Annotated in this window: 16 protein-coding genes and 1 tRNA gene; 5 read left to right on the forward strand and 12 right to left on the reverse strand. The window is 34.4% G+C overall.

Annotation, left to right across the window (positions count from 1 at the left end):
* Nucleotides 1-18 precede the first annotated feature (18 nt).
* Together ACX119_RS09330 and ACX119_RS09335 are read right to left on the reverse strand one after the other, a co-directional pair.
* Entirely contained in the window at nt 19-2,229 is a 2,211-nt protein-coding gene (locus tag ACX119_RS09330; RefSeq protein WP_459350976.1) for a primase C-terminal domain-containing protein, read from the reverse strand.
* Nucleotides 2,226-2,390: a hypothetical protein gene (locus ACX119_RS09335; protein WP_459350977.1), complete on the reverse strand. Its 165-nt coding sequence runs from the start codon at nt 2,388-2,390 to the stop codon at nt 2,226-2,228. The genes ACX119_RS09330 and ACX119_RS09335 overlap by 4 nt, the downstream gene beginning before the upstream one ends.
* A gap of 88 nt (nt 2,391-2,478) precedes the next feature.
* Here ACX119_RS09335 and ACX119_RS09340 point away from each other — a divergent pair, with 88 nt between their 5' ends.
* The gene (locus ACX119_RS09340; RefSeq protein WP_459350978.1) at nt 2,479-3,522 is read left to right on the forward strand and encodes a hypothetical protein; all 1,044 of its coding nucleotides are present in this window, start codon (nt 2,479-2,481) and stop codon (nt 3,520-3,522) included.
* Here the strand turns inward: ACX119_RS09340 and ACX119_RS09345 are convergent.
* From ACX119_RS09345 to ACX119_RS09355, 3 genes are all read right to left on the reverse strand, one after another.
* Nucleotides 3,519-4,775 (reverse strand): hypothetical protein, encoded by a 1,257-nt coding sequence (locus ACX119_RS09345; protein ID WP_459350979.1) that lies wholly within the window; start codon nt 4,773-4,775, stop codon nt 3,519-3,521. The two genes, ACX119_RS09340 and ACX119_RS09345, sit on opposite strands and share 4 nt — an antisense overlap.
* A gap of 105 nt (nt 4,776-4,880) precedes the next feature.
* Nucleotides 4,881-4,954 (reverse strand) — tRNA-Lys (locus ACX119_RS09350).
* A 59-nt stretch (nt 4,955-5,013) separates the two neighbouring features.
* Nucleotides 5,014-5,616: an SRPBCC family protein gene (locus ACX119_RS09355; protein WP_459350980.1), complete on the reverse strand. Its 603-nt coding sequence runs from the start codon at nt 5,614-5,616 to the stop codon at nt 5,014-5,016.
* A 96-nt stretch (nt 5,617-5,712) separates the two neighbouring features.
* Between ACX119_RS09355 and ACX119_RS09360 the strand changes: the two genes are divergently transcribed.
* Nucleotides 5,713-6,231 carry a hypothetical protein gene (locus tag ACX119_RS09360; protein WP_459350981.1) on the forward strand — a complete coding sequence of 173 codons (519 nt, stop codon included), beginning with the start codon at nt 5,713-5,715 and terminating at the stop codon, nt 6,229-6,231.
* Here the strand turns inward: ACX119_RS09360 and ACX119_RS09365 are convergent.
* Genes ACX119_RS09365 through ACX119_RS09390 form a run of 6 tightly spaced genes read right to left on the reverse strand, consistent with a single transcriptional unit; the run spans nt 6,221 to nt 10,589 of the window.
* Nucleotides 6,221-6,664, reverse strand: a complete 444-nt coding sequence (locus tag ACX119_RS09365) for a COX15/CtaA family protein (RefSeq protein ID WP_459350982.1) — start codon at nt 6,662-6,664, stop codon at nt 6,221-6,223. The genes ACX119_RS09360 and ACX119_RS09365 overlap by 11 nt on opposite strands.
* A gap of 2 nt (nt 6,665-6,666) precedes the next feature.
* Nucleotides 6,667-7,629 (reverse strand): plastocyanin/azurin family copper-binding protein, encoded by a 963-nt coding sequence (locus ACX119_RS09370; RefSeq protein WP_459350983.1) that lies wholly within the window; start codon nt 7,627-7,629, stop codon nt 6,667-6,669.
* A 12-nt stretch (nt 7,630-7,641) separates the two neighbouring features.
* Nucleotides 7,642-9,168: a cytochrome c oxidase subunit I gene (locus ACX119_RS09375; RefSeq protein ID WP_459350984.1), complete on the reverse strand. Its 1,527-nt coding sequence runs from the start codon at nt 9,166-9,168 to the stop codon at nt 7,642-7,644.
* Between the two features lie 49 nt (nt 9,169-9,217).
* Nucleotides 9,218-9,646, reverse strand: coding sequence for a cupredoxin domain-containing protein (locus ACX119_RS09380; protein WP_297593607.1), 429 nt, complete (start codon nt 9,644-9,646; stop codon nt 9,218-9,220).
* A gap of 2 nt (nt 9,647-9,648) precedes the next feature.
* Nucleotides 9,649-9,909 carry a heme transporter CcmC gene (locus ACX119_RS09385; protein ID WP_459350985.1) on the reverse strand — a complete coding sequence of 87 codons (261 nt, stop codon included), beginning with the start codon at nt 9,907-9,909 and terminating at the stop codon, nt 9,649-9,651.
* A gap of 56 nt (nt 9,910-9,965) precedes the next feature.
* Nucleotides 9,966-10,589, reverse strand: a complete 624-nt coding sequence (locus tag ACX119_RS09390) for a histidine phosphatase family protein (RefSeq protein WP_459350986.1) — start codon at nt 10,587-10,589, stop codon at nt 9,966-9,968.
* 50 nt (nt 10,590-10,639) lie between these two features.
* Between ACX119_RS09390 and npdG the strand changes: the two genes are divergently transcribed.
* The 3 genes from npdG to ACX119_RS09405 all read left to right on the forward strand — a co-directional run bounded on the left by npdG (nt 10,640) and on the right by ACX119_RS09405 (nt 11,949).
* Nucleotides 10,640-11,311 (forward strand): NADPH-dependent F420 reductase, encoded by a 672-nt coding sequence (gene npdG, locus ACX119_RS09395; RefSeq protein WP_459350987.1) that lies wholly within the window; start codon nt 10,640-10,642, stop codon nt 11,309-11,311.
* Between the two features lie 85 nt (nt 11,312-11,396).
* Nucleotides 11,397-11,564, forward strand: coding sequence for a hypothetical protein (locus tag ACX119_RS09400; RefSeq protein WP_459350988.1), 168 nt, complete (start codon nt 11,397-11,399; stop codon nt 11,562-11,564).
* Complete coding sequence (locus tag ACX119_RS09405; RefSeq protein WP_459350989.1) at nt 11,548-11,949, forward strand: pyridoxamine 5'-phosphate oxidase family protein; 402 nt, start codon at nt 11,548-11,550, stop codon at nt 11,947-11,949. Before ACX119_RS09400 ends, ACX119_RS09405 begins: the two co-directional genes overlap by 17 nt.
* Here ACX119_RS09405 and ACX119_RS09410 read toward each other — a convergent pair.
* Nucleotides 11,933-13,114 (reverse strand): aminotransferase class I/II-fold pyridoxal phosphate-dependent enzyme, encoded by a 1,182-nt coding sequence (locus ACX119_RS09410; protein ID WP_459350990.1) that lies wholly within the window; start codon nt 13,112-13,114, stop codon nt 11,933-11,935. The two genes, ACX119_RS09405 and ACX119_RS09410, sit on opposite strands and share 17 nt — an antisense overlap.
* Nucleotides 13,115-13,136: the final 22 nt, after the last annotated feature.

Consider the following 13,136-nt stretch of genomic DNA (forward strand, 5'->3'; position numbering starts at 1 on the left):
CTCTTAATCTCCACGTTATCATGAGGTTACACTACCTACACTGCCTGCATTTCCTACACTTTTATGACTATAATCAATATCTGACAATGTAGCTTGTGTAGGTTCTATCAATCCTATTCGTTCTTTTGCTTCTTGAATTTTTTCATATACAATACTCCACACAACGCCTTTGTTTCCTCTTTTATTCCTAAACCCAAGTCTTTCCAGAGATTGTTTTATTTTAGCATCACCAAGAGATTCCAATCTCCATTGTTCTTGTAACGAATCATTAATTGCATTATAGAGTAGGCGTGATTGAGTAGGAATTGACTCTAGTTTTTCTAAGATCTGTAAAATCTTAAAGTCAAGGTTATCCTCAATGTCGGATATTTTTTTATCTTCAGAAGTATGAAGCATTTTTGAAGTAATTTTATCAGTGATTCCTACTACTCCATATGTTTCATAAAATAAAGCCGTAGTAATTATTGGAAGCCATAATTTCATTTCCCTTCCTGATAACTCTTTGATTAGATCTTTTGCTTTAGGAATTAACGAGTATATTTCATCGCCATAATCTAAGAATAGCCTGTATAGAGATTCTCTTGTTTTGTAAATTTGTGGATCATCGTTTTCATCAGGTTCACTATCTGCAATGGTCTTGTTTGTAGTTCGTCTAAGTTTAGTTTTGATACATCTGTCTTCTAAAACATTGTCCAAACCCTGAATATGACCTAATGCTTTTGGGGAATAAACAGAAAAGAATTCTGGATGAAATTCTTTATTCTTTCCCTCTTTTGATCTAGTGACTAGTCCTTCCTTTGAAAAACCATTTCTAAGTAAATTCTCAAAATCACTTCTATCATCTTTGCCTCCTTTGAGATTTTCAGTTTCATCTAACAACAAAGTTGCTCCAGTACCTTGAATTGTTCTAAAGATAGAGGAAATACTAGCGTCTCCAGAAGAGATTCCGCCATAACATGTCATCCTCAAGAATTTTAGATGTTTTGATTTACCTGTATTCTTCATTCCAGAATAATCATTGTAAGGTGTAATGTCAAATAAAGTGTAAAAATATGTATGTGTTATCCAACATGGATTGTAATAATAATCATAATCATATTCGTACTCAAAATATTTTAGTTCAAGATTGTGAAGAGATTCAAAGACTTCTTTTGGATTTACTTTATCATTAGATTGAATATATTTTTGAATGTCTTTGTTCTTCCATTTATTATTCAGTATTTTAAAACTTGAAAAAATATTGCTAGTGTATTGTTCTTTAAATTGAGTATCATCTAGCGCTCGTATTTGTTTTCCAGATATTCCGTTTGATATTATAAACGCCTTGGAATCAAAAGTTTCTATTCCATTTTCTTCTATTTTTACAGGCAAATAGACAAGAATTAGCCTTGTTTTATCATCATCTAAGGTAATTGCCCGTAATTCTTTAGGAGATTTGTCTAAGAGTTCATACTCTATTCTATCACTTATTTTGAATTTTTGATTACTTTCTAGAATTTCATCTTTGACATATGTCATTGCAGATTGAAATAGCTGTTCAAGTTCTTGACCATCTAATGGTTCTTTAGATTTATCATTTATTGTTGAAATAGTGTTAAATGCTATATCATCATCTCCAACAGTTTTAAGAATATTACAAGACAGTTTGAATAAGGAGTTGTTTCTATTTCCCTTAACTATTCCATGTTTTATGGCATTTGATAGTTCTTCTTTGATAGATTTTTTAATTAAATCAAATCCTAATTTTTCAAGAATTGGTTTAACTTCTTTTTCAAAATCAATATAATTGATTGTTCGTGTTTTAGAAATTTTTGTATATATTTTTCCTGTTTCCACATAATCTCCACAAGATGTTCTATCATAATGTTTTGAAGTCTCACCAACAACATAACTTCCAGTAGACTGAATGTCTATATGTTGATCTTTATTATTGTCTAATCGCATTGTATTGGGCAAACTATTTGCTTTTACAAATATGTGAAATCCTTTTCCAGTTTTTACAACATAAGTTTTATCTAAAAATTGTACAAAGTGTGGGAATAATGAATAGTCATCTACATCAATTACAAAAATATTTGATTCATCACCCATTACAATTCCAAATGCTTGGTGTTCTTTTACATCACCGATATATTTTTGCCAATTAGTTACAGCAGGTCTTTTGTCTTTTAAGGGGAAAAGTTTTAGATTTTGTTCCTTAAGTGATTGAATGCATTCAGATTTTGTCAATTTTTCAAATCCTCCTCAAGTAACTCTTCTTTTATCAGAAATTCAGGGGATTCATTTTCTGCACATTTAGAGCATAATTCAAGACAATAGTTACCTGTAGATGTGCATCGATATAGACGCCTGTAGATTTTAGGCACATGTTCGCATTGAATGGTATCCATCTTACCTACCCTATGAATGCGGGATAGGTAAATCCCGCTGGATATACAGTCGAGCTTTTTATTCTTGAGATAATGAAAAAACTAGTGTTTGAAAACAAAGAAGATCAAAGAGCGAGAAGAAAAAATCATTCAATTCATTGCAGATAATCCAAATTGTTCACTTGATTCTATTTTTACCAAAGGAAAAATTCCAAAAAGCAAAGCAACAAAAGATTTGATTGACAGACTTGTTCAAGAAAAGAAAATCCACATAAGAAAATTCGAGCGGAGATATTTCGTTGGAGAACCAGAAGACGAATTCAGTCACATAGGTAATACTGAATGGAGAGGAGATATGGATTGGATAGAAGGACTAGATGAAATCAGAAAAAATATGATAATGGAACTTAAGCAAAAACCAATTTATGATAACCAACTTAGTAGGCGAATGCTTGAGTTTTTAAAATATAGAGCCAAAGTGCTACGAGCAGAGGCAAAAAAGTCTGATGATGTAGACATAAGAGATACATTAAGAATTTTTAATCTTCACCGTCAACATTATGAAGAACCAAGTAAGCTAACTGAATTCATGTTACTTGATGCAATGTATTGGGCTATTGAAGATGACAAGTATTACCTTGCACACCAACTTCATTCATATCCTACAAACAAAAAAAGAAAATTTCACAAGGAACCTATTGGAGCACGAAGATCATTTGAAACATTACTTGATATGAAAAAGAGAGGAGCACAGGCATATGGGTTAACAGGAAAAGATTTTGAAAAAAATATGAAAAGACTAACTGAAGATCCTAGTGTTTGGAATGATAGATTTTTTGCAGAAATGGATAGAACATTGTACAAAAATTCACCAGAATTAAAAACTGTCATTTACAAAGAAATCCTCAAAAAAACAAAGCTAAAACCAAGTATGCCTGACTATGAGAACAGAAAGAAGTTACTAGATGCATCAAAGAAGGTTTTCCCAGACATCCCTATAGGTATGACGTTTGATCTCATTTCCGAAAAAACAAAGGAGAGAATAAGGAAAGATTTCAAAGAAATGGGTGTTGATTTTGATGAGTTTGAAAGAAAAATGAGAAAAATCAATACCATTGGAAATTTGAGTGCAGAAACGTGGGATAAAGCCTAAGATTTTTTTTCATATTTTTCAAATCTTTCAAACTTTGCCTTTAGTTCCTCAACCATTTGTAAGGCAATATTTTTCTCTTGAAGTGTTTGCTTTAGTTTTTTATTTTCATTTTGTACTAATCCTAGTTCTCTTTTAGCTCTGTATTCATCTGAAATCATAAGATCTGGCATTGCCCTAAGATATTGAGGAACTGATTCTTCAATTTCGCTAAAAAAGTAGTTATTATCTGATTTAGTTATTCCAGTTTTGTGACCAAATAATCTTTCTTTTCTAATTAAATTAGCATAAGAATCTTCAGTAATTTTTTGCTCAGACATTATCTTATTCCATCTTTTTCTCATTCCATGAGTTGCAGGTACTTCGTATGCTCGCTTGTCTTTTTTGAGACCCTTTTGAATATTTGATCGTTTTATAATATGATACATTTTGGTCTGAATTCCTTTTTTAGAAAAGCCTCTGTTATCCTTAAAGCGAGTAAGAATTAGCGGATCATCGGGTTTTGGTTCTCTTCCCATTCTTTCTATCCATTGTTTTTTTAATGATTGTAGTTTATCCCAAGCCTCAACGGAGATTAATCCAAGATACTTTGAGGATGTATCATTGTAAACTATCATACTAGCACAAACAATTCTGCCACTCTTTGATTTGGAATAATCATGTGAATATTCACCCTTTACTACTTCATAGATGGGTCTGATATTTCCCCATGTTTGATTCTCCCATCCCCCTACTCGCATTCCAGAGGAGGATTCAGCGAGAATAATAAAATCACTTGATAAATCAGTGGAATAATCAAGGATGTGTTTTATTTCTTCAGTTGTATAGCCACGAGTTTGATGAAGATTGTTTATTTCAGGAAATATTGCCTCAATGTTAGTCCATTCTAATGGAATCTCATTCATCTTTAGAAATTTCTTGATTCCTTTGAATTTGTTAGGGATAGTGCTCGGATTCAAGTATTCTGAACTTGAAATTGGCTTTTCTGACCTATCTTTGAGATGAATGGCATAATTTTTGAGTAATTGTTTTAGTTTATCAGGTTCTTCTCTAGCAAAATTAGTAAATTGAATTGCTTTTTCTTCAAATGTTCCTTTGAAATCTAGAATTGAATCTAGAAATTCTCTGAATGTTTTTTTGTATGCCCTTTTAGTTTCAGGGGATTTAATTCCACTGTAAAATACTTGAAGTGGATCTTCTTGTGAATTTGCTGTAAGGTTTGCAAGCGAGAAAATAGATTGACTTTGTTTAGACATTGATCCCCCTAGGAATAACTGGATAGTAAACCCCTGTTATGGAATGCCCGAGCTTTTGTTCGTAAAGTAATATAATTTTGTAAAAGATTCTATAATTCAAGATAGCGGGTCTAGAGGGATTCGGACCCTCGACAACCGGATTAAGAGTCCGGTGCGCTACCTGGCTGCGCCATAGACCCACCAAGGGAGCTAGGCCCAGAGTTGTTATTAATCTTAAGATTCTAAAATAAATGAAAATTTAGTTTTGTGCTTTAGCTTCGATTTCACTGTACTTTTCAAGAATTGCAGTTAGTGCAGTTGAAACTGGAACATCGTTCATCTTTTTCTTTTCAGCTAATAGTTTTTGGTATGCATCAAGTGTGATGTAAACTGGAATTGAACCATTTCCTTCTAGCAAACCTCTAACGTTGTAAAGAGCAGTCTCCATTCCTTTCTCAGCTGATTTTGCAAACTTTGCTTTATCCAAGATTGCACCTAAAGGACCAAAAGGCATCTCATAATCTACTGACATTGTCACTCTAGTAAGATTACCACCTAATGCTTTGAATTCATTTGTGATTTGCCATTTCTTAAATGGACCCTCAATTTGTTTTGCAGAAATTTTTTCATTTCTAACAAATTCAGTTGTCTCACAGTCCCACTCTAATCGTTTTCCGCTAAAGTCACCGATAATTCTAAAGGTTGTACCTACACCCATTCCTTCCTTGATATCCATAGGAATGACAGTCATGCCTACAGCATCAGATTTTATCTGGTCAGAAACGTGTTCTGGTCTTGCAAAATAGGTAAAGACATTCTCGACAGGTGTTTTAATATCGATTGATTTTGAAACGAGTGTCAACGATTCTGTGTCTTGCCAATTAGGATTTAAAGGTTTTGAAGATTTTCCGAAAGAAATTGATTTACAATATATTCACCGAAAATCAACATTATTGAGATGACTAAAAAGCGATCAATGTATCTGATCTTGTTTTTGGCATTTTTGATTCCATTATTTGGTGATGCGTATGGTCACTCAATGTTTAATTCAGCTGAAGAATTTTATGCAGGATATAGAGTTCAGGTAGCTACAGCTCCGGAGTTTCCACAGATTGGTGAGCCTTCACAATTTTTGGTAAGAGTAACTGATTCAGACTTTGAAGAAGTGGATAGATTTACAATGGGAATCAGAGTTTTTTTTAATGAACAACAAGTAGATACAATTCCACCAAAATCAGTCGAAGGAGGTCATTGGGATTTTGATTATGTGTGGAGAAATCAAGGAAATCATATTGTCAAGATAGACTTGTATGATATGGGAGGAAAATCAGGAGTTTTAACTTATTCATTTAACATGGGAACACAAAGTCCATTCGGAGTAATCTTTATTGCAGCAATAACAGTTGGTGCGCTATGTTTTGGAGGTATGATGATGTATATTTACTTGCCAAAAATGTTTAAGAAATCTAAACTTTAGTTTGTAGAGGAATTCTTGAGATTCTAAATGCAAACAATGTGGTTAGTAATACCATAGAGAATAACAATATTCCAATTCCCAAATGAACTGCAACTAGTACTGCATGCAATTTAAGATCAATTACCATTGCACCAAGTACTATCTGAGTAATTACAAATACTGTTGCAAGTGAGCTAGTAATTTTTATTTTCAAATCAGAGTTTTTGTTAATCAGACTTGCAACCATAGTAGCAATAACTAGTGAACCAGTAGTTGCAGCGATTAATCTATGAGTCCACTCAATTAGGTATTCCTCAGATGGCATAATTCCATTTGGACATAATGGCCATTCAGGACATGTCAATCCAAGTCCAGCTGCTGAGATATATCCTCCAATAAACATTAGAGAGTATAACACAATCATTGTAGCTAATGCTAGATATTGAATTGCCAAAATTATTCTACGATAAAGGTTCCTTGCATGCCTTGTAATGCATGTCCTGGAACTGTACAGATGTAATAGTATTGTCCTGGTGCACCAGCTGTAAATGTCACAGTACCACCTTCACCTGGTTTTAGTGGATTTGATGCTGATGCAATTGCAGAATCCATTACAATGCTGTTAAAGTCTTCAGGATTTGTAACGACTCCAAATGCATGAAATGATTTACCTAAATTATTAGAAGTAACAGTTACCTCATCTCCAGAGTTTACTGTAATTTCAGGATTATGACCATCTTCACCAGGCAATGCATTAAATGCCAAAGTCCTAAAGTCTGCTGATTCTACAAAGTCCAATGTAAAGTCATGAGATACGCCAGTTGGTGCTGCTGCCATTTTAGAACCACCACCCTGTGCTGGTCCAACAATTATTTCTCCAACCATTCCTTGCTCTCTGTGTCCAGGAACAGTACAAATGTAATAGTATGTTCCCTCTTCTCCTGCTACAAATTCAGAAGTTCCACCTTCTCCAGGCTTTAGTGGATTAGTTGGTGCTGCAATCTCACTACCAGGAATTATTCCTGCAAATCCTTCAGTATCTTTTGTAACACCAAAGGCATGAAATGATTTTCCTGCATTATCAACATTAAAAATTACTTTGTCTCCAACATTCATGTTAATTGTTGGATTACTATCTGGTTCTCCAGGTAATGCATTAAACGCTAAAACTCTAAAGTCTGAAGATTCAACAAACACAAGATCTGATGTTATGGTTTTCCCAGTTGCTGCCACTGGTGCTGCTTTTTCTGAGCTTCCTGCCATCATTGCAACAACTGGAGCTGGTTCTGAAATCCAATAATCCCACATTGCAAAGAAGATAGCCCCACCAACAATACAGATACCTAGCATGATTGCCATCATCTTTCCAGTTCGTGCTGGTGTTGTTCTGTAAACTGTTTGGGAATTATCGTGACTCATTTCATTTTTCTCCTAGTGTGATGGGTTCTTTGCCTCAAATGGATAGTAGTACTTGCCTCCAAGACCAAATGGGTCGTGAATGTCTGCAAGTTTTCCTTTTCCAGAGCTGTGGATCATGTTTGCCAAGAATATTGCCATGCTTACGCCAATAATCATTGCACCTACTGATGCGATTTGGTTCATTGCAATCCATTCTGGGATTGGTGGATAATCAAAAATTCTTCTTGGCATTCCATATAGTCCTAGTACGTGTTGTGTAAAGAATACTAGTACGGTTCCAATAAATGATAAGATAAAGTGAATCTTGCCCATAGTTTCATTATACATTCTACCGGTTACATATGGGAACATGTAGTAAAGATAGCCAATTGATCCAAATGCAATTGTTCCCATCACAAAGAGATGGAAGTGACCAACTACCCAATAGGTATCGTGTGTTGTAAAGTCCAATGGCATTGCACTATTTACTACACCACCAGCACCTGCAGAGAAGAATAATGCAATTCCACCTACTGCCCACATCATTGGTGTTGAGAATTTAATTCTGCCATTCCACATTGTTGCAATAAAGTTAAACACATGCATTGCAGATGCAGGAACTGCAGCAAGGGTTCCAACCATAAAGACAGTTTTCTCAGTAAATGACATTCCTGTTGCATACATGTGATGAGCCCATGATGAGAATCCTACAATAGATAATAACACAAATGCAAAGACTCCAGAGTTGTAACTAAAGATTGGTTTTCTTGAGAATCTTGGAATAATTTCATACATCATACCAATTGCTGGAATTACCAATACATACACTTCAGGATGGAATGTAAACCAGAATAGGTGAGCATATGCAATTGGATCTCCCCCCATAGCAGGATTGAAGAATCCACTAACTCCAAGTCTATCTGTTAGAAGCATTAGAAGTGCTGCTGCAAATGTTGGAATTGCAACAATGATAATCAAAGATGATGATAAAAATGACCAAGCCAACAATGGCACTTGTCCAATTGACATGTCTGGATGTTTACATTTGAGAATAGTAACTACAAAATTAATTGCACCAAGAACTGATGATATTCCTAAAATCTTTAGACCAAATATCCACATGTCAGCTGCAGGACCGGGAGCACTGATAATAGAGTATGGAGGAGTTGCATACCATGTAAAGTCTGCAAATCCTAACCAGATTAGAGCACCAGAAGGTGGAATCATCCAAAATGCAATTGCGTTTAGTTTTGGATATGCCATGTCTTTGTATCTAACCATGATTGGAACGTAATAGTTTCCTACTGCAGATGCAAATGGAATGATAAACAAAAAGATCAAAGTAGTTCCATGAACTGTAAAGATTCTGTTAAAGGTCATTGCATCGCCAATGATTTGTGCACCTGGTAAGAATAGTTCAGCTCTAATTGCAAGTGCTAATGTTCCACCCAAGAACAAGAAGGCTAGTGATGAAATTAGATAAAGTAAACCAACATCAGTGTGGTGTGTTGAGAACATAATTTGCCAGATTGGTCTTGGCTTTTGTAATTCTAGAACCATTAGTTAGTCTCTCCACACAAAGCAATTGAAAGTTGTGATAAAAGCGTTATCAAGAGTGATCCTCCACATATAGTGTTCCACGCATGTTATAGTGAATTAATCCACAGTACTCTCTGCATTGAATGTCATGAACACCCGGTGCATCTGGTGCAAACCAAACTGTGTTTACTCTACCAGGAATTGCATCCATTAAAACGACATAATCATGAATGTTAAAAGAGTGATTAACATCTTTGGACATTACTTCAAATTTGTATGCCTTGCCAACTTCAACATGTAGCTCACCAATCTCTTTTGTTCCATCTTCATGTTCAAAAGTCCAGAACCATTGTTGACCTGTTACTTTGATTACTTCAGCATCTTCAGGAACATGTTCAACTAGTCTTTCTGCTTCCCAAGCTTCTGCACCAACCCAAGTCATTAATGCAATAACTACTGCAACATAAATCCATTCAGGCCAGTTAGAGTGTCCACCCATTTCTACCAGTCAGTCCCCTCATATGGTGTTGGTTTTGCTTTTGGATGTGATTCACGGAATCTCCATACAAGCCAAATAATTGTGCCAGAAACTACTGCACCCACAGTAAATGCCACAGTCATCATTCTAAAAAACAAATTCCAAATGACAACTCTACGATCAAGATATTCTCCCGGTTCATCACCTGCTGCAAATACAGATTCTAAAGCTGGAACTAATACTAAAACTGCCAATACTAAGAATAATCCTACAATACCCTTCATTAGCGATTGACTGACGTGGTCAATAATTTCTATTTAAGGGTTTTCAAGATTATTAGCTACCATCCTTGATCGAATCTGGATGGATGCATTACATTAAGTCCTGAAAGGGAAAACTTTCGTTGTTTTTCTCTAAATATGTTAAGTGACGCATTTGCAATAATTAACTCAAAGAGATTAGCAGGTGATAAATCAACTATTGTAGATATCATTGCTTTGATTGGATCCATATGTGTAACAAGTAGTACATTTTCATCTGGATGTTTTTCAACTACATGATCAACTATTCCTAAAACTCGCTTTTTGACTTCAGTGAAGGTCTCAACACCATTATGAGCTATTTCTAACTCTCCATTGTAGAATTTCATAAAGACATTTCCATGACTATTAAAAATCTCATCATATGGCATTCCAGTGAATTTTCCCATATCAAGCTCAATTAGTCTCTCATCAATTTTAACATCAATTGAATTATGTTCACCAACAATTTCGGCAGTGTGTTTTGCTCTTTGAATTGGACTAGAGTAAATTGCAGAGATATTCATGTGTTTAACTAATTCAGCAGTATGCTCTGCTTGTTGAATTCCAGTTTCAGTTAATGGGATTCCATCTGTTCTTCCAGCTAAAATTCTTTCAGTATTATTTTTGGCCTGACCATGCCTTAGAAAAATGATCTGTCCCAACTTGATCGAAATTCAAATAGAGATAATAATAAGATTGTCAGATAGATATCATGAAAGTCGGAATAATTGGCGGAACAGGTGGAATGGGTAAAGGATTTGCACTCAGATGGTCTCAAAATCATGATGTTATTATTGGATCTAGAGATGCTGCAAGAGCATCAGAATCAGCAGTCGAATATACAAATCTTGCAAAAGAAGCATTTGGGGAAATAAAGGGAAGTATCACGGGAAGTGATAATGTTTCAGTTGCAAAACAAAGTGATGTTTTAATTTTATCAATTCCATATGAGAATATTGATTCAGTATGCTCAGGAATTTTACAACAAGTCAGTGATAGCTGTGTTGTTGTATCTCCAATAGTTCCAATGACAAAAACAGATGTTGGCTTTGAGTGTGTATCAATCAAAGATAACAAACCATTCTCATACAAGCTTGTATCAAACCATATGAAAAATAAATCAAAACTAGTATCAGCATTTCATGTAATTTCTGAGAAAAAGCTAGTTAATCCAAAACTAGAGTTAGATTATGATATTTTTGTTTGTGGCGATGATAAAGATTCAGTTGCTAAAGTAAACACTTTGATTGATGAAATCAAGGGTTTAAGATCAATTTACTTGGGACCAATTGAGTTGTCTTATCTTGCAGAAATGTCAACACCATTATTGCTAAATGCAATGATTCAAAACAAGATAAAAAATCCTGGAATTAAAATTATCTAAGTCTGCATTTTCATTTATCATGAGTCACGAATATTATAGACGGGGTAAGAATTGGTTTACAGCAATAGGCGTTTTATTTAGTGTTATGGCAGGCATTGTAATAATTCAGCAGTTATTAGTTTGGGGGATTGATTTTTTTGAAGAATTTTTGTTTAATGCAGAAATTACAAATGAAAAAGTTTCAATGGCAATGCTTGCATTTGGGTTATTTATGGTAGCATTAGGATTTAGAAAACATGAACAAAAAAGATGAGTTTTTAAAATCACAAAAAATATTGCGACTTGCAACAGTTGGCAAAGATAAAACTCCACATATTGTACCTGTCTGGTATTTGTATAGTGCAAAAAAATTCTATGTAGGAACAAATTCTAAAACAATAAAGGCAAAAAATGCAAAAAAATCAAAGAAAGTTTCATTTTGCATTGATGTTGGAGTTAGCGCACCAGATATCTATGGTGTCATGGGTCAAGGAGATGCAAAATTAATTTTAGAAAATTCTAAAGTAAAGAGAATTGCAAAAAAAATACTTGCAAAATACTTTGATTCATTAGAGAATAAATCTGCAAAAGAGTTACTTGATGATACTGATTGCATTATAGAGATTACTCCAACAAAGTATTTTATTTGGAATTACTAACAAAGTCTTCAATCTTATTCATTGCTGAATCTAAAACTTGCAAACTTGGAAGAAATACCAATCTGAAATGTCCACTGCCATATTGTTCTCCAAATCCAGATCCGTGAACAGTTAACACACCTTTTGATTCTAATAAATTGGTGACAAATTCTTTATCGGTTCCAAATTTTTTGTCTTCAATCTTTGGAAATGCATAGAAAGCTCCTTTTGGATTAGGACATGATAGTCCTGGCATCTCATTGAGACGTTTTACAACCAAGTCTCTTCTCTTTTTAACCTCAGAGACAAAATCTTGAATGTAACCTTGTGGTCCACGTAATGATTCTAATGCAGCATATTGAACAGGAAGACTAGTTGCAATTCTTACTCTAGCTAGTTTTGGAAGATTCTCTCGTAATGCATCTAGTTGGGGGGATTGATTAAATGCAATATATCCAATTCTCCAACCAGACATTAGATGAACTTTGGAGAAACCATTCAAAACAATAACAGGTGAATCTCCTGCAACTTTACCAATTCCTACAAATTTTTCATCGAAAATTATTTGATCATAAATCTCATCACAAATAATGTATAGATTGTGCTCATTTGCAATATCTACTAGTTGTTTTAGTGATTTTTCATTAAATACAACGCCTGTAGGATTATTAGGACTTATCAAACAAATTGCAACAGTCTTTGATGTGATTTTGGATTTAATATCCTCAATGTCAGGAGTTGAATTATTCAAATCAACTGCAAACTCTACAGGGATCCCACCATGTAATCGAACGTATGAGGCATAAGGAGGATAATATGGACCTGGAAGTAATACTTCATCACCTTCTTCAACAATTGATGATATTACCATATCGAGTCCTTCAGATACACCATTAGTAACTAGAATCTCGTCAGCCCCAATTGAGAGTCCTTTGGTATTTTCTTTCTTTGCAATCTCTTGACGTAATTCAAGTAATCCTTCAGAGGATGAATAATAATTTTCACCGCTATTAATTGCATCAATCAAAGCTTGTCGTACATTATCAGGTGGTTGAAATCCAAATTGCACAGGATCACCAATATTCAGATAATCAACTTGCATTCCTTTTTGCTGTACCTTTCTTGCAGCAAGAACAATATCTCTAATCGCATACTCTACACCTGCGACTTTTTTTGATACTTTCAAAGTATCTAGACAGATATTTAGG

The sequence above is a fragment of the Nitrosopumilus sp. S4 genome, from assembly GCF_054515835.1.